Annotated in this window: 15 protein-coding genes and 1 pseudogene; 2 read left to right on the top strand and 14 right to left on the bottom strand. The window is 70.8% G+C overall.

Annotated elements, in window-relative coordinates; genetic code table 11:
* Positions 1 to 82: 82 nt before the first annotated feature.
* The gene (locus tag ACTWJ9_RS22505; RefSeq protein ID WP_443294692.1) at positions 83 to 2,206 is read left to right on the top strand and encodes a hypothetical protein; all 2,124 of its coding nucleotides are present in this window, start codon (positions 83 to 85) and stop codon (positions 2,204 to 2,206) included.
* Positions 2,207 to 2,211: 5 nt separating this feature from the next.
* On the opposite strand, the gene ACTWJ9_RS22500 is transcribed toward ACTWJ9_RS22505, so the two are convergent.
* The 11 genes and pseudogenes from ACTWJ9_RS22500 to ACTWJ9_RS22450 all read right to left on the bottom strand — a co-directional run bounded on the left by ACTWJ9_RS22500 (position 2,212) and on the right by ACTWJ9_RS22450 (position 14,376).
* Entirely contained in the window at positions 2,212 to 3,738 is a 1,527-nt protein-coding gene (locus ACTWJ9_RS22500; RefSeq protein ID WP_443294691.1) for a glycosyltransferase family 2 protein, read from the bottom strand.
* Between the two features lie 192 nt (positions 3,739 to 3,930).
* The gene (locus tag ACTWJ9_RS22495) at positions 3,931 to 6,009 is read right to left on the bottom strand and encodes a hypothetical protein (RefSeq protein ID WP_443295915.1); all 2,079 of its coding nucleotides are present in this window, start codon (positions 6,007 to 6,009) and stop codon (positions 3,931 to 3,933) included.
* Positions 6,010 to 6,201: 192 nt separating this feature from the next.
* Positions 6,202 to 7,698 carry a D-ribitol-5-phosphate cytidylyltransferase gene (locus ACTWJ9_RS22490; protein ID WP_443294690.1) on the bottom strand — a complete coding sequence of 499 codons (1,497 nt, stop codon included), beginning with the start codon at positions 7,696 to 7,698 and terminating at the stop codon, positions 6,202 to 6,204.
* 441 nt (positions 7,699 to 8,139) lie between these two features.
* Positions 8,140 to 8,265, bottom strand: a complete 126-nt coding sequence (locus ACTWJ9_RS22485; protein WP_443295941.1) for a hypothetical protein — start codon at positions 8,263 to 8,265, stop codon at positions 8,140 to 8,142.
* Positions 8,266 to 8,321: 56 nt separating this feature from the next.
* Positions 8,322 to 9,557 carry an RNA-guided endonuclease InsQ/TnpB family protein gene (locus tag ACTWJ9_RS22480; protein WP_443294689.1) on the bottom strand — a complete coding sequence of 412 codons (1,236 nt, stop codon included), beginning with the start codon at positions 9,555 to 9,557 and terminating at the stop codon, positions 8,322 to 8,324.
* Positions 9,558 to 9,709: 152 nt separating this feature from the next.
* Positions 9,710 to 9,925 (bottom strand): annotated as a pseudogene (locus tag ACTWJ9_RS22475) (PhoD-like phosphatase N-terminal domain-containing protein); the annotation flags it as partial.
* 80 nt (positions 9,926 to 10,005) lie between these two features.
* Positions 10,006 to 11,442: a GTPase ObgE gene (gene obgE, locus ACTWJ9_RS22470; protein ID WP_387042694.1), complete on the bottom strand. Its 1,437-nt coding sequence runs from the start codon at positions 11,440 to 11,442 to the stop codon at positions 10,006 to 10,008.
* A gap of 117 nt (positions 11,443 to 11,559) precedes the next feature.
* Positions 11,560 to 11,814 carry a 50S ribosomal protein L27 gene (gene rpmA / locus ACTWJ9_RS22465; protein WP_279336067.1) on the bottom strand — a complete coding sequence of 85 codons (255 nt, stop codon included), beginning with the start codon at positions 11,812 to 11,814 and terminating at the stop codon, positions 11,560 to 11,562.
* 14 nt (positions 11,815 to 11,828) lie between these two features.
* Positions 11,829 to 12,149 carry a 50S ribosomal protein L21 gene (rplU, locus tag ACTWJ9_RS22460; protein ID WP_003976204.1) on the bottom strand — a complete coding sequence of 107 codons (321 nt, stop codon included), beginning with the start codon at positions 12,147 to 12,149 and terminating at the stop codon, positions 11,829 to 11,831.
* Between the two features lie 231 nt (positions 12,150 to 12,380).
* Positions 12,381 to 12,767: an ankyrin repeat domain-containing protein gene (locus ACTWJ9_RS22455; protein WP_279336065.1), complete on the bottom strand. Its 387-nt coding sequence runs from the start codon at positions 12,765 to 12,767 to the stop codon at positions 12,381 to 12,383.
* A gap of 145 nt (positions 12,768 to 12,912) precedes the next feature.
* Positions 12,913 to 14,376, bottom strand: coding sequence for a catalase (locus tag ACTWJ9_RS22450; RefSeq protein WP_279336064.1), 1,464 nt, complete (start codon positions 14,374 to 14,376; stop codon positions 12,913 to 12,915).
* A 206-nt stretch (positions 14,377 to 14,582) separates the two neighbouring features.
* Between ACTWJ9_RS22450 and ACTWJ9_RS22445 the strand changes: the two genes are divergently transcribed.
* Complete coding sequence (locus ACTWJ9_RS22445; protein WP_279336063.1) at positions 14,583 to 14,996, top strand: Fur family transcriptional regulator; 414 nt, start codon at positions 14,583 to 14,585, stop codon at positions 14,994 to 14,996.
* A 166-nt stretch (positions 14,997 to 15,162) separates the two neighbouring features.
* On the opposite strand, the gene rfbC is transcribed toward ACTWJ9_RS22445, so the two are convergent.
* From rfbC to rfbD, 3 genes are read right to left on the bottom strand one after another with little or no spacing between them, the layout of a single operon-like run.
* Positions 15,163 to 15,756, bottom strand: coding sequence for a dTDP-4-dehydrorhamnose 3,5-epimerase (gene rfbC / locus ACTWJ9_RS22440; RefSeq protein WP_443294688.1), 594 nt, complete (start codon positions 15,754 to 15,756; stop codon positions 15,163 to 15,165).
* Positions 15,757 to 15,767: 11 nt separating this feature from the next.
* Positions 15,768 to 17,756, bottom strand: coding sequence for a glycosyltransferase family 2 protein (locus ACTWJ9_RS22435; RefSeq protein ID WP_443294687.1), 1,989 nt, complete (start codon positions 17,754 to 17,756; stop codon positions 15,768 to 15,770).
* The gene (rfbD, locus tag ACTWJ9_RS22430) at positions 17,753 to 18,667 is read right to left on the bottom strand and encodes a dTDP-4-dehydrorhamnose reductase (RefSeq protein ID WP_279336060.1); all 915 of its coding nucleotides are present in this window, start codon (positions 18,665 to 18,667) and stop codon (positions 17,753 to 17,755) included. The genes ACTWJ9_RS22435 and rfbD overlap by 4 nt, the downstream gene beginning before the upstream one ends.
* Between the last annotated feature and the right edge of the window lie 60 nt (positions 18,668 to 18,727).

The raw sequence follows: 18,727 nt of genomic DNA, 5'->3' as shown, positions 1-18,727 counted from the left end.
AGGCGGACACGCCCGTGTCGCCCACAGGTCGGTGCACGTTAATCTCCACACGTCCTCGTGTGACGACTTTGGAGTGTCCGCAGTGCACGTACCTCTCCCCCACCGATGGTTCACGGCAGGGCTTCCTCACCGACAGGCCGCGCTGAGGGTCCTCGTCGCCACCACTCTGCTGGCAGCCACCGCGGCGCAGGCCGCCGGAGCCCTGCTCCCGAGCGCCCCGCTGCTGCTCGGCGCGACCGCCGCGTCCCTGGCGGTCGAGGGTGCCCTGTACCGGTGGCAGCCCGGCTTGCTGTCGATGCTCGCCAAGGCGCACGCGGACATCACCGTCCGCCATGTGCTGCGGGACCTGCTGCTGGTGGTGGGCCTGCTGCAACTCGCCGGGCAGGGCGGGGAGCCGCGGTACGCGTGGCTCGTCGTCGGCCTGCTCGCCTTCTACGCTCTGCACTGCGCGATCCAGGCGGTCTCCGTGCTGGTCCGCCGCACCCGCACGCTGCCCGTGGTGACCCGGAACATCGACGCCTCGGCCCTGCGCCTGACCCGCGCCCCGGCCACGCTGCTGCGCCACCCCGGCCGTCGGCTGCTGCTCCTCGGCCTGCCCGCGACGGCCGGCCTGGCCGCGACGGCGGTGACCCGGACCTCCCTGCCCGCGGTGGCCGGGATCGCGTTGTCGCTGGTGCTCGCGGCGGCGGGCCTGGGCGCACTGCTGCTGCGCCTGCTGCCCTCCCGGCGGCCGGCGGGCGAACAGGAGGTACTCGACTGGTTCGACGCCTGGCTGGAGGACTACCGGCCCACGGTCGGCCTGTACTTCTCCGGCGGGGCCTCCTCCGCCTACCAGGCGAACATGTGGCTGGAGACGATGAGCAGGCTCGAGGGCCGACCGGTGATCATCCTGCGTGAGCGGTTCATGGTGGCGAAGATCGCGGCGACCGACATCCCGGTCGTGTGCCTGCCGAAGGTGGCCACCCTGATGCGGCTCGAGCAGTCCTCGCTGCGGGTCCTCATCCACCCGTCGAACTCCGGCAAGACCTCGCAGGTGCTGCGCATCCCCACGATCAAGCACGCCTTCGTCAACCACGGCGAGAGCGACAAGCTGTCGTCCTGCAACCCGTACGCGAAGGCCTACGACGAGGTGTGGGTGGCCGGTCCCGAGGCGCGCGAGCGGTACGCGCGGGCCGAGGTGGGGGTCGAGGACAAGGACGTGGTGGAGATCGGCCGCCCCCAGCTGGACGCCGTGCACCCGTACGCGGGCCCGCCCACCGGTCCGTACACCACGGTGCTGTACGCGCCGACCTGGGAGGGCTGGGACGGCAACCCGGGCAACACCTCGGTGCTCGCGGCCGGGGAGAACCTCGTACGGGCGCTGCTCGCGGACCCGGGCGTACGGCTGCTGTACAAGCCGCACCCGCTGACCGGCTCGGTGGATCCGCGGGCGGGCGCCGCCGACCAGCGCATCCGGGAGCTGATCCGGGCGGCGAACCGGGAGCGGTCCGCGGGCTCCGCCCGGCCCACCCGGTCCGTCGCGGAACTGGACCGGCTCACCGCGGAGCTCGACCGGCTCACGGCGGCCGGGGTCCGTCCGGACGCCGACCAGGTCGAGCGGATGCTGGCGCAGTCCGCCCCGCCCTCGGGCCGGGCCGAGGCGGTGAGCAGGGTCACGGCGGCCTGGGAGGAGGCGTACTGGGCGTCGCTTCCGGAGGGGGAGCACCAGATCGTCATCGACGTACGGCCCGCCCTGTACGCCTGCTTCGACGTCGCCGACCTGCTGATCAGCGATGTGTCGAGCGTCATCAGCGACTTCCTGGCCAGCGGCAAGCCGTACGCGGTGGCGAACACCGGCGGGCTGTCCGAGGAGGCGTTCCGAGCGGAGTTCCCGACGGTGGCCGCGGCGACCGTACTGGCCCCGGACGCGGGCGGGGTGCCGGCCCTGCTGGAGTCGGTCCGGCACCCGGAGAAGGACGAACTGGCGGATGCCCGAGCGGAGTTGAAGCTGAGGCTGCTGGGCCCCGACGAGCCGACGGCCCAGGAGCGCTGCAACGCCGCCCTGCACGCCCTGTCCACGACCGCGCTGCACCACAGGACGCGCATGTCCTCCATCCCCCAGGAGGCCCTGCTCCCCTCCCCGCGTCAGAACCCCGACACCGACCCGGGAACCGGAACCGGGGCCGAGGCCGGAGCCGACACCGGAGCCCGGGGCGGTCAGGGGTAGAGGTGTCATGCCGCCGCCGGGGTCTTCGGCTCCGGGGCGGGCCTCCCGGGCGAGGTCAGCAGGTGGCGGGCCCGGCGGGCGGCGCGGCGCAGGACGGTGGCCGTGCCGCCCTCGCGGTAGCCGGGGAAGGCGCGGGCCTCCCGGGGCGAGGCGAGGTAGACGGAGTCGGGGACGCCCGCCGCGCGGTCACGGAAGTGCGGATACACGAGGTAGACGCGTCGGCCCCGCCGCTCCAGCAGGGCCGGCGCCTGCTTCCTCTCCGCTGTGAACTTCACTGCTTCGGTGAGGAGTTCGAGCCGCTGTTCGGCCACCAGGTGCAGTCTCAGCCGTTCCTCGACCTTCAGGTGCCGGGCGACGTCCTCGCTCCAGTGCGCGTCCATCAGGGGCTTCGCCAGTTCCAGCTTGTGCCGCCGCACCCGGTCGCTGTCCTTGAGGAACCGGGGGCCGAACTGCGGGAGCAGGGTGACGGTGAAGGGCCGCAGCATGAGCCGGTCGCGCCGGGGGCCCGCGGGGACGAGGGCGGCGATCAGGTCCGCCAAGCGGCGGGCCGACTCGAAGCGCAGGGTGTGACTCCCGCTCTTGGTCACGTGCCTGCCGTCGTCGCGGCCCACCAGGTAGTAGCAGGTGTGATCGGCGATCACGGAGACGCCGTTCGCCCTGAGGTACGCCTCCATGGTGAACAGCGCGTCCTCGCCGGTGAACAGCGACTCGTCGAACCGTATGCCGTGCCGGACGAGTAACGCGCGGCGGAACAGCTTCTGCGCGCTGAGCGTGTACTTGATGGGGGAGGAGTGGACGTCCGTACGCTCCAGGGTGCGGCCCCACATGGACTTCGGGGCACCCCGGTTGACGCCTTCGACCCGGCCGAGGACCACATCGGTGCCGGCCCGGTCGGCCATGGCCACCATCCGCTGCAGGGCCTCGTGCCCGAGCCGGTCGTCGGCGTCCAGGAAGAAGACTTGACGTCCTCTCCTGCCCGAGGGCAGGAGATTCCGGTCGGTACCGCTTCGCGGTACCACCTCGGGTTCCTGTTTCACAGGCCACTGCCGACCGGCGAGGGTCGGTCTTACACGGCCTCCGCAGGCCTGACTTCCCGCCCGTCCGGCGGTAGGTCCGACAACTCCGTCGTCGGACAAGGCGATCTTAGCCATGCCGCCGCGCCCCTTCGGGCCACTACGGGCAGGATGCCCTACACCTCCACCCTGAAGGGCGGAGCACTGGGCAAGCGTTCGGTAGCGCCCGGTGGCCCGGTCCAGGCCGATGTTGCGCGGGCCGCTGGGACCGCCCGAGTTCGCCTGCCGGATCACGGTGACCGGCATGGGCGCCCGGCCCGCGAACTCCTCCAGGCACTCCCCCGTGCCGTCCGTCGAGCCGTCGTCGACGGCGATGACCTCGATGCGCTCCGGGGCGATGGTCTGCGCCTCCAGCGAGGCGAGGCACTCGACCAGATACGGCATCGCCTCGTACGCCCCGATGACCACGGTGACCTCAGGCTGCGCCACGGCCGCGTTCCCCCCCTTGCTGCGGGACATTCCCCTCGCATCTCCTCATTCGCTACTCGCTAGACGGGTGTTCGAGGAAAGGGGTTGCCTCGAACACCCCCTCAAGTGACCCATGTCACAAGAGAGTCGGGGCGGTCGTAGGCCGACGCGAAAGGCTCGGCCCCCGAGGAGCAACTCCTCGGGGGCCGAGCCTGCGTGTGCCGGACGGGTGTCCGGGGCGGGTCAGCCCGCTCCGGCACCCTCCGTCTCGCCGGTCACCGACGCCGCCCGCGCGGGCAGCGCGTCCGCCGGCTCCACGTCCGGTCCGCCGACCGCGGTCCGGGACTCCTGGCCGAGGTTGCGCGTCTCGGCCTTCCGGGCGAGTCGGCCCACCGCGGCGTTGAACTGGTCGATGGACTTCGGCTCGTCCGGGCCCAGCAGGTAGCGCTTGAGCTCGACCCGCTCCGCGGCCAGCGGATCGCTCTCCGGCTCCCGGACGGCGGCGAGCAGCTCGTCGAGTCCGGCCGCGTCGCGGGAGAGGATCACCGCGGCGCGCACCGCCGTGTTCTGCCGCTTGAACTCCTCCGCCCCCAGCCCGGCGGAGTCGGTCACCGCGTACGGCTTGCCGCTGGCGATGAAGTCGGAGACGACACTGGAGATGTCGGAGACCATCGCGTCGGAGACGTTGAAGCAGTCGTACAGGCGCGGCCGGGGGCCCGTGATGACGCGGTGCTCCCAGTCGGGGAAGGAGCTCCAGTACGCGGTGTTCCATTCGGCGCGCAGCCGGGCGGTCTCCTCGTGCCGGGCCACGTCGGCCAGGCCGTCACGGCTGGCCTCGGCCTCGTCGCCGCTACCGGTGCCGACGGCCAGCTCGTCCAGCCGGGCCTCGATGCGCGCCAGCTCGGCCGCGGCCCGCTCCCGGGCCTCCGTGTCCACGGCGTGGCGGGGGTCGGCGGCGCGCTCGGCGTTGACCTCCTCGATCAGCGCGGTGATCCGCTGGTGGGCGGCCTCGGCCTGCGCGCTGCGGGTTCCGGTGAACGGGTGCGGCTTGTAGAGCACCCGGACCGCGGGGTCGGCCGCGAGCAGCCGCCTCACGATGTTCTCACCGGCCAGCAGGAGCGAGGTGTTGCCGGGGTTGTCGTCCCAGCCCTCCCAGGTGGGGGCGTACAGGACCGTCGGAGGGTGCCCGTCGGCGGTTTCGCCGCGGACGCCCTCGATGGGGGCCAGCTGGGGGCGGCCGACCTCGACGATGTCCTCGTCGCGGACGCCGACGTCGGCGATGGCGTAGCGGTCGCGGCCCGCGCGGCCCGCCGTCCACACCTCGTCGTAGACCTTGCTGTACGGGTTCACGCTGGCGATCTTGTCGCTGTCGCCGTGGCCGATGAAGACGTGCTTCATGGTGGGAACGCGCAGCAGGTGGATGTTCTTGCCGACGTTCGCCGCGTACAGCGCGACGCGCACCGTGGACAGGTCCAGGTTCATCAGGTGCACCCCTCCGGGCACGCAGATGACGGGGACCGTGGTGGAGGCCAGGTTATTCAGTATGGCCCGCTCACGTAGTATGATCATCGGACGGGTCTCCAGCTGTTCCATGGTCTCCAGCCACATGTCGACCTGGTAGGCGGAGTCCTTGGAGCCGGAGAAGTACAGCACGGTCTCCGGCCGGTAGTCGCTCAACCAGCCGTCGACCGCTTCCAGCACCTTCTCGGCGTTCGGCGGTATCCGTCGGCCCCGCACGTAGGGCATCAGGGCCAGCACGTACAGGAGGCCCAGGAGCACCGTGCTCCCGATGCCGACGAAGCCGATGGCGGCCGAGTCCAGCGCCACGGCGGCCAGTATGCCGACGACCGCCGCGAGGTCGAGGTGGAGCATCTTCTCGGCGGCGCGGTGCAGCAGTACGCGCGGCGGCGCGTCCGGGATGCGGACGCGGGAGGCCAGGTCGATGTTGCGGGTGGCCACCGGCATGCGCCGGCGGTTGCGGATCAGTGTGGTCAACGCGCCGTGGGGGGCCTGAAGACCGTAGAAGGCGATGAAGCAGGCGATCGCCCCGTAGTAGATCAGGTTGTCCGCGAGCGACAGCCGGGCCAGCAGCAGGACCAGCAGCAACTGCCGGATCAGGAAGCGGATCGACAGGCCCGCCCGCACCTTGCTGAGACGGCTGACCAGATAGCTGCCCTTGTGGTGCAGATAGTGGTCCGCCAGGTACGTCACGGCGGCTGCCGCCGCGAAGGCGGGGACGCTCGGGACGAGCGCGGCCAGCATGAGGCAGGGAAAGGCCAGCATCATGAGGACCGCCGCGGCCAGTTCGGCCGCGCTGCCCACCCGGGCGACGCGAATAGCGGTGGATATCAACGGATAAACCTGCTCTTGTGGGGGTTAGTGCCGGTTTGCGCCTGTAGATAGTGGATAAGTGTGGGTGACGGATTCAGGCCCCCGCGATACACCCACACGCGAACTGCGTGAGCGGGAGAGTCACAGAGGCCTGAATTGACGAATTTTATGTGCCGCCGATTATTACACGCCGTCCTGACGATCCAGGACCGACGCGAGTGCCTGCTCGAATCCGGTGGCACGGGCCGCGCCCGCGGTCGGGTCCTGCTGCCGTACGTCGATGACATGGCCGGTGAGCTCGGAGAGCAGCACGTCCAGGGAGGTGCGGGCGACCGCCTCGGAGGACAGCAGGCTGCCCGCGGGCTCCTGCCCGAAAGCCTTGGTGCGCATCGGCGTGGCGGTGCGCTCCGGGTTGACGCAGTTGACCCAGACACCGTCGCCGGCCCACTCGTCGGACAGGGCCTGGGTGAGGTTCACCATCGCGGCCTTGGTCGAGGAGTAGAGGCTGTACTCGGCGCGTCCGCGGGTGTAGCTGCTGGAGGTGTAGAGCAGCAGCTGTCCCTTCGTCTCGGCGAGGTACTTGTACGCGGACCGGGCGATCTGCACCGGGGCCAGGTAGTTGACCTTCAGCGCCTCCTCGATGGTGGCGTTGTCGGTCTCGGCCAGCTTCCCGATGCGCAGCACGCCGGCCGTGTTGACGACGTAGTCGATGCGGCCGGTCTCCGCGTACGCCTTGGACAGCGCGTCGTCGACCTCCTCCGGGTTCTCGACGTGGGTGCCGGTGGTGGACCGCCCGAGCGGGTACACGGTGGCGCCGTAGGACTCGGCGAGGTCGCAGATGTCCTTGCCGATGCCGTAGGAACCGCCGAAGACCACGAGGGTCCTGCCGGTGAGCAGTTCGCGGTAGGCCTCCTCGCCGATCTGCTCGGGCACCGCCGTGGAGGCGAGCTGGAACAGCTTGTCGGCGATGAAGACGTCGACGGGCTGGGTGACCTTCATGTTGTACTCGTCGCCCGCGACGACGTGGATCGGCACGTCGGGCAGGTACTTGAGCACGACGGAGCAGTCGTCCGTGGCCTGGAAGTTGGGATCGCCGGCGGCGACCTCGTAGGCGTGGCGGATCGTGGACAGCTTGAAGGCCTGCGGGGTCTGGCCGCGGCGCAGCCGGGAGCGGTCCGGGATCTCGGTGATGAACTCGCCGTCGTCGCCGTGCGTCCGTGTGACGATGATGGTGTCCGCGGACGGGATGGCCACGTCGACGGCCTGGTAGCGCTCCAGGGCGCTCACGCAGTCGTCGATGACACGCTGTGACAGCAGGGGGCGGACCGCGTCGTGGAAGAGGACGTTGCGGTCCTCCCCCTCGGCCAGGCCCTCACCGAGGGCCGAGATGGCCCGCTCGGTGGTCTCGTTCCGTGTCGAGCCGCCCTCGATGACCCGGGTGACCTTCGTGAAACCGGCCTTGGCGACGATCTTCTCGACGTCGGGCACGTAGCCCGGCGCCATCAGCACGATGATGTCGTCGATCGAGTCGGCGTTCTCGAAAGTGGTCAGGGTGTGCTCGATGACTGCCTTGCCGGCGATCTTCAGCAGTTGCTTGGGGATCGACAGACCCACCCGCTGGCCGGTGCCACCGGCCAGGATCACTGCGGTGGTACGGGGCTTGGCTATGTGCTGTGACACAGGTGACCTACCTCGGGGCATCAGGGAACTGCAAAATGGTCCCACTTGTGGTTACCGCAATGCAAGGTGAGCGACCTCCAGCGCATATGTACGCGCCACCTGTCATTCACCTGTGACCCCCAGGTCGTTGACACTGGTTCCCCGAACGCCCCGGAAATCGTTGTGAGTAACTGCACAGGTCACCGGCCTGTCTCAGTGGGTGTCCTGGGCGGGCACGGCGGCGGTCCGGGGCGCGGCCGGCGGCCGCGCCCCGGACCGGGGACCGCGGAACTTCACCCTCCGGAGGAGGGACCGTGCCCTTTCTTCATACTCGGGAGCACCACAAAGGATGAAGCGCCCGACAACCCGAAATTCGGCTGGTCCGCCCGCTCTTTGCGGGGAAATTCCATATGAGGATCCGGCGGTTTTCCGGTATCGGCGGAGCGGGACGACGGCCGGCGGTCACACCGGGTGGACGCCGGGGCGGCCCGCCTCCACCCGCAGCCGGGCCGGCGTGCGTGGTGCGGCCTGCGGCCGCACCACGGTGTCCACCACCCGCACCCGTGCGTCGATGCCCTCGCGGCGCACGTCGAACAGGTGTTGACTTGCTCCTCGGGCTGAGGCCCGAGGATTCTGGCCTTCCTTCACGTTGCCGTGCCGCTACACGGCACGGTTTTCGTGGGGATTCCATGGCTTCCTGTTTCTTCACACCGCGCCAGAACGGGTTCTGGTCTTACCGGCGCTCCGCAGGCTGTCACCGCCAGTCCGGCGGCCTTGACGTTCTTCGCGGCGTTGTGATCCCGGTCGTGGACCGTGCCGCAGACCGTGCAGGTCCATTCCCGCACGTGCAGGGGCTTGGGCCCGTCCCGGTGGCCGCAGGCCGAGCACACCTGGCTGGTGGGCTCGAACCGGCCGACCTTGACGAAAGTCCGCCCATAACGCCGGGCCTTGTAGGCGAGCATGTGCACGAACTGGGACCATCCCGCGTCGTGCACACTCTTGGCCAGCCGGGTGCGCGCCAGTCCCCTGACCGCCAGGTCCTCCACCGCGACCGTTTGGTTCTCACGGATCAGCTGGGTGGAGAGCTGGTGGTGGAAATCGCGACGCGCGTCGGCCACCCGCGCATGCGCGCAGGCGACCTTCCGGCGGGCCTTCTCCCGGTTGCTGGAGCCCTTCTGCTTGCGGGACAGCTCCCGCTGGGCCTTCTTGAGTTTCTTCTCCGCGCGGCGCAAAAACCGCGGGGAGTCGATCTTTGTGCCGTCGGACAGCACGGCGAAGTGGACCAGGCCGAGGTCGATGCCCACGGCCCGGTCGCTCGCGGGCATCCGCGACAGGTCGGCGTCCGGGTCGGTGTCGACGACGAAGGAGGCGAAGTACCGCCCGGCCGCGTCCTTGACCACGGTGACGGAGGACGGCACGCACGGCAGGGTCCGGGACCACCTGACCCGTACCTCGCCGATCTTCGGCAGGCTCAGCCGCCCGGCAGGGGTGATCCTCCAGCGGGCGTTCGTGGTGAACCGGATCGCCTGCCTATGGTCCTTGCGCGACTTGAACCGCGGCGCGCCCAGCTTCGGACCCTTGCGCTCGCCTGTGAGGGAGGCGAAGAAGTTGCGGTAGGCGGCCTCCACGTCCCGCAGCGCCTGTTGCAGCACCACCGCCGAGACCTCGCCCAGCCAGTGCCGCGCAGGGGTCTTCTTCGCCTCGGTGACCGGCGTCCTGGACAGCACCCCGGCGGTGGGAAACGGCCGGTCGGCCGCCCGGGCCCGCTCCCGGGCCGCGATCGCGTCGTTGTACACCACCCGCGCACACCCGAACGCCCGGGCCAGCGCACCACGCTGACCGGGTGACGGGTCGAGGCGGAAGGCATACCGAAGCTGCATGATCCGGACGCTAGCAGCAGTCACCGACAGTCCGGTGCGGATCGGCCGAATTCCGGCTCCGCCGGAACGATCCGGCGACGCTCCGCGCCGCAACCACCGGATTCGCTTCACCACCGGCGTGAACGCCGGCGCCCGGCGAATGAGTCCTGGGAGCCGTGCTGCCAGTTCTGGCAGGAGGCGAGCGCGACCCGCAGACTGCCGCCCGTGCTGTGCGCCGGGGGCGCGGTGCGGGTGCGACCGGTGCGCGAGAGCTGCCCTTCGGCGCGGAAGCGGTACCAGTACCGGGTGTCGGGGCGCAGGCCGCGCACGTCGACGTGGACGCTGTGCCCGTGGGCGGGCCTGGCCCAGGCGGTGCCCCGGCGAACGACGGGGCCGGTCGCCGTGATCCGTGTGGAGCGTGCCGCGGGCCCGGCACGCTCCACACGACAGGCGCTGGGGCCCGTCCGGCCTAGAACGGCTTGAAGTCGTCGTACTCCTGCTCGGACTCGTCCCGTTCGGCCTGCCGCTCGCGGCGTCGCTGGGCAGCCGGGCGGGGCGCCTCCAGGCGGTGGTCCTCGCCGCGCCGGCCGAGCATCTCCGCACCGGCGGTCAGCGTCGGCTCCCAGTCGAAGACGACCGCGTTGTCCTCGGGGCCGATGGCGACACCGTCGCCGGACCGGGCACCGGCCTTCACCAGCGCGCCTTCCACACCGACCCGGTTGAGCCGGTCGGCGAGGTAGCCGACGGCCTCGTCATTGTTGAAGTCGGTCTGGCGGACCCAGCGTTCGGGCTTCTCGCCGCGCACCCGGAACAGCCCGTCGTCCTCGCGGGTGACGGTGAACCCGGAGTCGTCCACGGCCTTGGGCCGGATGACGATGCGGGTCGCCTCCTCCTGCGGCTTGGCGGCCCGTGCCTGGGCCACCGCCTCGGCGAGCGCGAACGACAGTTCCCGCAGCCCGAGGTGGGCGACGGCGGACACCTCGAAGACGCGGTAGCCGCGCGCCTCCAGGTCGGGCCGGACCATCTCGGCGAGGTCCTTGCCGTCCGGTACGTCGGTCTTGTTGAGGACGACGATGCGGGGACGGTCGTCGAGGCCGCCGTACTGCCGCAGCTCCTCCTCGATGATGTCGAGGTCGGAGAGGGGGTCGCGGTCCGACTCCAGCGTCGCGGTGTCCAGCACGTGCACGAGCACGCTGCACCGCTCCACGTGCCGCAGGAACTCGAGCCCCAGGCCCTTGCCCTGGCTGGCGCCCGGGATCAGCCCCGGCACGTCGGCGATGGTGTAGACGGTCGACCCGGCGGTGACGACGCCCAGGTTGGGCACGAGGGTGGTGAACGGGTAGTCGGCGATCTTGGGCTTGGCCGCGGAGAGCACGGAGATCAGCGAGGACTTCCCCGCGCTCGGATAGCCGACCAGCGCCACGTCGGCGACGGTCTTCAGCTCCAGGACGATGTCCCGCAGGTCTCCCGGCACACCGAGCAGCGCGAACCCGGGCGCCTTGCGCCGGGCGGAAGCGAGGGCGGCGTTCCCGAGCCCGCCCCGGCCGCCCTGGGCGGCGACGTACGAGGTCCCGTTCCCGACCAGGTCGGCGAGCACGTTGCCCGCCTTGTCGAGGACGACGGTCCCGTCCGGCACCGGCAGGACCAGGTCCTGGCCCTCCTTGCCGCTGCGGTGGCCGCCCTCGCCGGGCTTGCCGTTGGTGGCCTTGCGGTGCGGGGAGTGGTGGTACTCGAGGAGCGTGGTCACGGACTGGTCGACGGTCAGGATGACATCGCCGCCCCGCCCGCCGTTCCCGCCGTCCGGTCCGCCCAGCGGCTTGAACTTCTCACGGTGGACGGAGGCACAGCCGTGGCCTCCGTTACCCGCGGCGACATGCAGTTCGACGCGGTCCACGAAGGTGGTCATGGGGGGTGCCTCCAGAGACAGTGCGGTGTACGTGTGTACGTGTTTCCTGGTCAACACGCGAAAGGCGGACCCACCTTCCCGCCGGGGAAGTGAGGTCCGCCTCGCGAAAGCTTCCGATCAGGCGACCGGAACGATGTTCACGACGTTGCGGCCGCGGCTGGTGCCGAACTGCACCGAACCTGCCTGCAGCGCGAACAGCGTGTCGTCGCCACCACGGCCGACGCCGGCGCCGGGGTGGAAGTGGGTGCCGCGCTGGCGGACGAGGATCTCACCCGCGTTGACGACCTGACCGCCGAAGCGCTTCACGCCGAGCCGCTGGGCATTGGAGTCGCGACCGTTCCGGGTGGACGATGCGCCCTTCTTGTGTGCCATCTCTCCTCAGTCCCTTACTTCGCAGCCGCGGGGATCTCAGTGACCTTGATCGCCGTGTACTGCTGGCGGTGGCCCTGACGACGGCGGTAGCCGGTCTTGTTCTTGTAGCGCAGAATGTCGATCTTCTGGCCCTTGTGGTGGTCCACGATCTCGGCCTGGACCTTGATGCCGGCCAGCACCCACGGGTCGCTGGTCACGGCGTCGCCGTCGACGACGAGCAGGGTCGAGAGCTCGACCGTGTCGCCGACCTTGCCCGTGGAAATCTTGTCAACCTCAACGATGTCACCGACAGCAACCTTGTGCTGGCGGCCACCGCTGCGCACGATGGCGTACACGCGGATCTCACTCTCACTCGAAGAACGGCACCCCGCAGGCCAGCCGCCCGACAGACACACGGGCAACCTCTCCCGAGCCGACCCGCGCCCGGGAGGAAGAGGTTTACGGGGATGTGGCGTCCCGATGGACACGCCGACGGTCAAGGTTACGGGGACGTGCCCCGACCGGTCAAACCGGGCCCTGCCGATCGGTGGACGCCGTGCCGGACGGGGGCGGTCCCGCCCGGTGGTTCAGCCCGTGAGCAGGTGGGCGCGCCCGAACATGGCCGCCGCGACCCGCGCGGTCGGCGTGCCGGAGTCCAGATCCGCACCGGCCTCCCGCAGCACCTCGACCACCTCGTCCGCGCCCTTGAACAGGGCGCCGGCGATGGGTGCCTGGTCCCGGGCGTTGCGCAGGTCGGGGTCGGCGCCGAGCCGGAGCAGAGCCCGCACGGTGTCGGCGTGGCCGTGATAGGCGGCGAGCATCAGCAGGGTGTTGCCGGCCTCGTCGGTCACGTCGACCGGCAGCCCGTGCTCCACGAACCCCGCCAGCTCCTCGGTCGTGCCCGCCCGGGCCAGGTCCATGGCGATGGCCACGACGCGTTCCGTCTGCTCAGGAGTCAGACCGTCCCTGCTCATGTGCATCTCTCCTGATCACGCGGTTGCGCTGGTCGTGTCCGCGCCGGCACCGGGCGGTGACGGCGCACGCCCGGGCGCGGGCCACCGAGTGGCCCGCGCCCGGGCGCGATGCGGCGTGTACCGCGGTTCCCTCGAGCGGTGAGGCTCAGAGGTTGCCGGCGGCCAGGGCCTCGATCGCCTTGCGGACGCCTTCGCCGTAGGCCGGGTCGGCCTGGGTGCAGTTGGCGATGTGCCGCTCGACGGTCTGCTCCGAGGCGCCGTTGATGGCGCGCGCCGTGTTCTCGAAGAGAACCTTCTGCTGCTCGGGGCTCATCAGGCGGAACAGGTTGCGGGGCTGCTCGAAGTAGTTGTCGTCGTCCTCACGGAAGTTGAACCGGTCGGCGACGGCACCCACGGCCTGGCTCGGCTCGCGGTAGGCCGGCTGGTCGGCCCAGCGGCCGTAGGAGTTGGGCTCGATGCCCGGGGTGGACCCCTGGTTGCCGTCGACCCGCATGGCGCCGTCGCGGTGGTAGGTGTTCACCGGGTTCTTCGCGGCGTTGACCGGGATCTGGTGGTGGTTCACACCGAGGCGGTAGCGCTGGGCGTCGCCGTAGGAGAAGAGGCGGCCCTGCAGCATCTTGTCGGGCGAGTAGCTGATGCCCGGAACCACGTTCGCCGGGGTGAAGGCGACCTGCTCGACGTCCGCGAAGTAGTTCGCGGGGTTGCGGTTGAGCTCCCACTCGCCGACCTCGATCAGCGGGTAGTCCTTCTTCGACCAGACCTTGGTGAGGTCGAAGGGGTGGAAGCGGTAGTTGTCCGCGTCGGCCTCCGGCATGATCTGGACGAACAGCTTCCACTTCGGGAAGTCGCCGTTCTCGATCGAGTCGTAGAGGTCGCGCTGGTGGGACTCGCGGTCCTTGCCGACCAGGGCCTCGGCCTCGGCGTCGGTGAGGTTCTTGATGCCCTGCTGGGTGCGGTGGTGGAACTTGACCCAGAACCGCTCGCCCTCGGCGTTGATCAGGCTGTAGGTGTGCGAGCCGAAGCCGTGCATGTGCCGGTACGAGGCGGGGATGCCGCGGTCGGACATGACGATCGTGACCTGGTGCAGGGCCTCGGGGAGGTTGGTCCAGAAGTCCCAGTTGTTCTCGGCGTCGCGCAGGTTGGTGCGCGGGTCGCGCTTCACCGCGCGGTTGAGGTCCGGGAACCTCAGCGGGTCGCGGAAGAAGAAGACCGGGGTGTTGTTCCCGACCAGGTCCCAGTTGCCCTCGTCGGTGTAGAACTTCAGGGCGAAGCCGCGGATGTCGCGCTCGGCGTCGGCCGCGCCGCGCTCACCGGCGACGGTGGAGAACCGGGCGAACAGCTCGGTCTTCTTGCCGACCTCGGAGAAGATCTTCGCGCTCGTGTACTGCGTGATGTCGTGGGTCACCGTGAAGGTGCCGAAGGCGCCCGAGCCCTTGGCGTGCATCCGGCGCTCCGGGATGACCTCGCGGTCGAAGTGCGCGAGCTTCTCCAGGAACCACACGTCCTGCAGGAGCATCGGACCGCGCGGACCGGCCGTCAGGGCGTTCTGGTTGTCGGCAACCGGCGCGCCGGCGGCCGTCGTCAACGGCTTCTGGTTGTTCTCGGTCAAAACTCGCTCCTCGATGTGTGGTTCTTCGCGGGGGGTCAAGGCCTGGTGGTCCTGGAGGGCCCGGCCGTCCGAGCATCCGCGCGAACTGCTCCGCTCCGCAGCCCGCATCAGGACCCACCCTATGTTAGACATGATCTAAGTCAAGGCGACATTCAGAATCATATCTGTTCTTGAGATGGGATCAATCGCTGGTTAGGGTGACGTACATGAGTGATCTCTTGAAGAGACTTCGGGAACGCGGCTGGCGCCTGACCGCGCAGCGACGCGTTGTGGCCGAGGTGCTCGGCGGGGACCACATCCATCTGACCGCCGACGAGGTGCACGCGCGCGCGGTGGAGCGGCTGCCCGAGATCTCCCGGGCGACGGTCTACAACACCCTGGGCGAACTGGTGACGCTGGGTGAACTCGTCGAGTTCTCGACCGACCACCGTGCCACGCGCTACGACCCGAACGCGCACCGCCCCCATCACCACCTGCTCTGCGAGGGCTGCGGCACCATCCGCGACGTGCACCCGACGGGCACCCCTCTCTCCGACCTTCCGGAGTCGGGGCGCTTCGGATACACGCTCTCCGGCGTCGAACTGACCTACCGCGGAATCTGTCCGGACTGCGCGGCCTGACACCGGAGCGGTCGCCGCGTCGGCCTCGCGTCCTCGGGGACGTACACGGGTCTCCTGGTCGGCACACGGGTCGGCGCGTTTCCTGGTCGGCACGCGAAAGGCGGACCCCACTCCCCGGCGGGGAGTGGGGTCCGCCTCGCGAAAGCTTCCGGTCGAACCGGCCGGTTCAGCCGCCGAGGCTCTCCCGGTAGGCCGCGCACTCCTCGTAGGAGGGCAGCAGGCCCTGCTCCCGGGCCTCGGCCAGGGTGGGCGCCTGCTCGTCCTTCGCGGAGAGCAGCGGCGTGAGGTCCCCGGGCCAGTCGATGCCGAGCGCCGGGTCGAGCGGGTGGATGCCGTGCTCGCGCTCGGGTGCGTACCCCTCGGAGCAGAGGTAGATCACGGTGGCGTCCTCGGTGAGCGCCATGAAGCCGTGGCCGAGACCCTCGGAGAGGTAGACCGCGTGGTGGTCCCGGTCGTCCAGGCGGACGCTCTCCCACCGGCCGAAGGTGGGCGAGCCGGTCCGGATGTCCACGATCACGTCGAGGACCGCGCCGCGCACGCACGTGACGTACTTGGCCTGGCCGGGCGGCACGTCGGCGAAGTGGATGCCGCGCAGGGTGCCCCGGCTGGAGACGGACATGTTGGCCTGGGCGAGCGTGAGCGGGTGGCCGGCCGCCTCGGTGAAGGCCGGGGCCTTGAACCACTCGTGGAAGCTGCCCCGGCCGTCGGGGAAGATCTTCGGCTCGTGCACCCAGGCACCGGAGAGGGAAAGGGGTCGCATCGAAGGGGTCCTCAGCTCTTCTTCCGCTGGTTGGTCAGTGAGCGCTTGACACGCCCGGCGGCCCGGCGCCACAGGGGGCGGGGCGGGGCGGTCCTCTTCGGCGCGGCCGGTGGGGTGTGCCGGTCGATCACCCGGGCGGTGCCGTCGGCGGCGACCACCACGTCGACCGGGAGCCGGGTCCACTTCGCCTCGCCCCGGCCCGCGGACGGTACGCCGATCCGGACGGCCCAGCGCTTCCCGGTGAGCTTCTCCAGCGGCAGCGTGGCGCTCACGGTACGGCCGTCCACCTCCGCGTCGGCCGGGAACTTGCCCACGTTCTTGCGCTCGAAGCGGAGCCGCACCGGGTCCGCCGTGCCGCTCCCGTCCCCCGCGACGTGCAGCGGCAACGGGAGCCGCACGGTGGAGCCGCCGGCCACGGCCTCGGCCGGGTCCATCAGGGCCACCGCCTCGCGCTCCAGCTTGTTGGTGTGCTGGTCGACGTCGAGGGAGAGGTTGCCCGGCCCGTCGGTCCAGTACGGCAGGACCAGCCGCCTCGGCTCACCGGTGAGCGCGGCCAGCCGTCCGGCCTCCGCGTCCTCGCCGCGTACCGCGCCGAGCCGGGTCTCCTTGCTCCAGCCGCAGCACTTGATGCGCAGGTGCAGGTCCCAGATGCCCTTGTCCAGCGGTTTGCCCGCGGCCGCGGTCTGCGGGTCGAGGGCGGCGCGCGCGGTGATCCGCAGGCGGAAGGAGCCGTCCTCCGCGTCCGGGCGGTGCGGTGCGCACTCGACCGGGAGGTAGTACTGCGTGGCGTTCTCTCGGTGGCGGACCACCAGGTCCACGTCGCTCCTGCCGACCGGGGCGTCCAGGGTGATGCCCTGGCCGGCCAGCGCCTCGAGCGCCTTGTCGGACAGCGGCAGGCCGAGCAGGTCGCGCCCGTCCTCCCGGCGGAAGGTCATCGGCTCGCCGTCGACCTGGTACTCGGAGGTGAACCCGATGGCCAGGACGCCGTCCTCCCAGGCCAGGGAGTCCAGGGTGCCGGTGGGTCTGATCCCGGCCTCCCAGCGGGCGAGGGCGCGGACGTCCTGGTAGTGGTCGGCGGCGACCAGTCCGGCCACCACCCGCTGCAGGGGGGCCACCCTGGCGAACACTCCCGGCCCGAACCGCTCGGTGATCACACCGCGGATCTCGCGGTACAGCTCCTCCGCGTAGTCCTCGGGGAGCCTGAGCAGCCGGTCGCCGCGCAGCCGCTCGACCATCTCGTTGCGCAGCCAGCGGCTGAACAGCCTGTCGCGCAGCGGGCCGGGCTCGGTGAGCTCCTCGACCACGTCGAGGGCCTCCCGGAGGTTCCCGAAGTAGCCGGCCGGGTCGAAGCGCTGGAAGCCGGCGTTCGAGCCGTCGTCGCGGGTGATGTGGTAGTAGCACGGGTAGTCGCCGAGGACGGCGACGCTCTCGGCCCGCAGATAGGCCTCGACGACGAAGACGTGGTCCTCCAGCCGGCGGCGGCCCTCCTTGAAGCGCATGCCGTGCCGGGTGAGGAACTCCCGCCGGAACATCTTGTGCGGGGTGAGGCTGTCGATCAGCGGCGCGTTCTCCACCGTGGCGCGCGGCCGGTTGACCCGGAACAGCTCCTGCGGGACCGGGCGGCCGATGCCCGCCATCTTCCCCACGACCACGTCGGCGTCGTTCGCCCTGCCGTAGTCGTACATCCGCTCCAGGGCCTCGTCGCCGAGCCAGTCGTCGTGGTCGGCGAACATGACGTACTCGCCCCGGGCGGCGTCGATGCCGGTGTTGCGGGGCCTGCCGGACCAGCCGGACGCCTCCTGGTGGATGACGTGGATGTGGGGGTGCTCGGCCGCCAGCCGGTCCAGCCGGGCGGGGGTCTCGTCGGTGGAACCGTCGTCGACGAAGAGGACCTCGAACTCGTCGGGGGTGAGGCTCTGCCGCAGCAGGCCGGTGATGCAGTCCTCCACGTACGTGCCCGGGTTGTAGACCGCGATGACGACGCTGACCTTCACTGTCACGCCGGGTTCTCCTTCTCGTGGGACCGGTGGATCTCCGGGAACGCCTCGGTGAGGGCCGCGCGCCAGTCGCGCGGCGGCTCGATACCGGCGGCGGCGAGGCGCTCGTGGCCGAGCACGCTGTAGGCCGGGCGGGGAGCGGGACGGACGAACGCCTCACTGGTGGTGGGGCGGACCCGGTCCGGGTCGGCGCCGAGCAGGCGGAAGATCTCCCGGGTGAAGCCGTACCAGGTGCTCTCGCCGGAGCCGGTGCCGTGGTAGACGCCCGCCGGGGCGGTGCCGGCCAGGGCTCCGCGCCCCAGTTCGAGCAGCAGGCCGGCCAGGTCGGCGCTCCAGGTGGGCTGGCCGCGCTGGTCGTCCACGACGTCCAGGGTCTCGCGCCGGCCCTCCAGTCCGATCATGGTGCGGACGAAGTTGGGGCCGCCCCTGCCGTACAGCCAGGCGGTGCGGACGACGTAGCCGCTGTCCGGGAGGGTCTTCAGGACGGCCTGTTCGCCGGCGAGCTTGGTGCGGCCGTAGGCGCTGCGCGGGGCGGTGGGGGCGTCCTCGGCGTACGGCGCGGTGGCGTCGCCGGCGAAGACGTAGTCGGTGGAGACGTGGAGCAGGACGGCGCCGGTACGGGCGCAGGCGTCGGCGAGGTGGGCCGGGCCGTCGCCGTTGACCGCGAGCGCCTCGGCCTCGTGGGTCTCGGCGTCGTCCACCGCGGTCCAGGCCGCGCAGTTGACGACCACGGCGGGCCGGTGGCGCTGGAGCGTCCGCCGTACGGCGTCGGCGTCCGTGAGGTCCAGCGCCTTCCGGTCGAGGGCGGTGACCTGCTCACCCGCCGCGGCCAGCCGGGCCGACACGTCCTGGCCGAGCATGCCGCCCGCCCCGGTGACCAGCCAGCCGGCCGGAGCGTCGGACTGTTCCTTCATCGGGTTCTTCCCTCTTCTCGTCCTCTGTGCCGGATGGCTCGGGACGAGGGCGGTCCCCGG

The sequence above is a fragment of the Streptomyces sp. GDS52 genome (assembly GCF_052246875.1).
Classification (GTDB): Bacteria; Actinomycetota; Actinomycetes; order Streptomycetales; family Streptomycetaceae; genus Streptomyces; species Streptomyces cathayae.
The sequence above is the reverse complement of the archived record's forward strand: the minus strand, read 5'-3'. Positions and strand labels throughout refer to the sequence as shown.

What these genes read in the sequence shown, in the direction of transcription:
- ACTWJ9_RS22500 (WP_443294691.1), bottom strand. Translation starts at nt 3,738, where the DNA reads ATGTCCCGCAGCAAGGGGGGGAACGCGGCCGTGGCGCAGCCTGAGGTC.
- ACTWJ9_RS22480 (WP_443294689.1), bottom strand. Translation starts at nt 9,557, where the DNA reads ATGCAGCTTCGGTATGCCTTCCGCCTCGACCCGTCACCCGGTCAGCGT.
- obgE (WP_387042694.1), bottom strand. Translation starts at nt 11,442, where the DNA reads ATGACCACCTTCGTGGACCGCGTCGAACTGCATGTCGCCGCGGGTAAC.
- rpmA (WP_279336067.1), bottom strand. Translation starts at nt 11,814, where the DNA reads ATGGCACACAAGAAGGGCGCATCGTCCACCCGGAACGGTCGCGACTCC.
- ACTWJ9_RS22455 (WP_279336065.1), bottom strand. Translation starts at nt 12,767, where the DNA reads ATGAGCAGGGACGGTCTGACTCCTGAGCAGACGGAACGCGTCGTGGCC.
- ACTWJ9_RS22445 (WP_279336063.1), top strand. Translation starts at nt 14,583, where the DNA reads ATGAGTGATCTCTTGAAGAGACTTCGGGAACGCGGCTGGCGCCTGACC.
- rfbC (WP_443294688.1), bottom strand. Translation starts at nt 15,756, where the DNA reads ATGCGACCCCTTTCCCTCTCCGGTGCCTGGGTGCACGAGCCGAAGATC.
- rfbD (WP_279336060.1), bottom strand. Translation starts at nt 18,667, where the DNA reads ATGAAGGAACAGTCCGACGCTCCGGCCGGCTGGCTGGTCACCGGGGCG.